Source organism: Aerococcus sp. L_32, from assembly GCF_050689315.1.
Genome location: NZ_JBOEQF010000505.1, coordinates 1 through 1,321 on the forward strand (window position 1 = coordinate 1; position 1,321 = coordinate 1,321).

Here is a 1,321-nt window from a genome sequence, read left to right on the forward strand (position 1 = left end):
TTATAGATATGTTTCTTGCCTTGAAAAAAGGCAGTCTAGATTACACTGGTTAATACTAGGAAAAACTAGCTAAAAAAGCAAGTATTCCGTTAAAGACATTTGCGCTAGAAGAGCTAGAGACGCTTTCTGAGCTTGTTGAATTGATTTGGTCGGCTTGGACATTGCCGTTGCCATTTTGTAAGTTGTTACTGACGCCAGTCGTTACGCCAACTTCGCTTGTGCTTGAACTGGTGCTGTCGCTGATGTCGCTATCATTTGTCGTATCTTCTTCAATAGTGGATTCATTACCGCTAGTGCCGCTTTCGCTACTCGTAGCACTTTCTTCGCTAGACTCGCTAGATGCGGTGTCTGAGCTGGCGCTATCCTCATCGCTTTCTGATGAGGCACTAGATGACGCGCTAGATGATGACGAAGACGAAGACTCGGTAGCGGTTGGCACCACTTGGACCCGAACGTTTGAAGGATCTGAACTCGTTACACCATCAGGTAGGACAATGGGCGCGTCTACAGTAGTTGTTGTTGTAATCCCTGATACATCAACGGTTGCAGACACGCTTTCAGTGTTATTGATGGTATCGTAGTCACCAGATAAAGTCGCGTTTTGGCTGTCTAAAATCGTTGCTTCATAGGTGTAGCCTTCGCGTTCGTTGGTGATATTGGCCACAATAGGGACCGACACACCTTCAGGCGAAACTTGAACTGTCACGTCAACCTCACTTGGGTTGGTGTTGATATTCAAGATATCACCGTCCGCATTTTCTGTAATGACAGTGGCGGTTGTGGTGTAGTCTTCAGATAAGTTATCTGGAATGTTTACGACTGTATAAACTTGGCTCACGCTTTCAATGTCAGATGTCGAACCAGTTAAGGTGACAGAATCTTGGCTTAAAGACACATCTGTAATTTCGTAACCATCCATAACTGCAGATTCATTAGACATTTCCACTTGGACTGGATATTCAGTTGTTTGTAGCGAATCGATTGAAATATTGACGCTTGAAGGTGAAATCTCATAAGAAACGGCTTCTGAAACATTTTCCAATTGTAATTGGATGTAATGAGACCCTTCGCCTAGATCGGTTAAGTCTTCTGTGATGACGCGGAAGTCATCGGCTTCAAGTGTTTGTTCGATTAAGTTTTTTGGTCCAGATAAACTGACAGAAACGCTATCTGGTAGACCAGTGACATAATACGCATCCACGTTTCCATCTATATAAACAGGCACGTTATAAATCGTTTCCGTTGTCGCTTCGCTGACATTTTGGAAGAAACTCACTGGGTTTTCTGAATACTGCTCAGCCTTCACGTATACAAACATTAA

1 protein-coding gene is annotated in these 1,321 nt (G+C 43.5%); it reads right to left on the reverse strand.

Going from position 1 to position 1,321, the window contains the following annotated elements; all coding sequences use genetic code 11:
- Positions 1-55: 55 nt before the first annotated feature.
- Positions 56-1,321: CdaR family protein (locus ACRCJ0_RS14290; RefSeq protein ID WP_431390882.1), on the reverse strand; the 1,266-nt coding region annotated here is incomplete at its 5' end.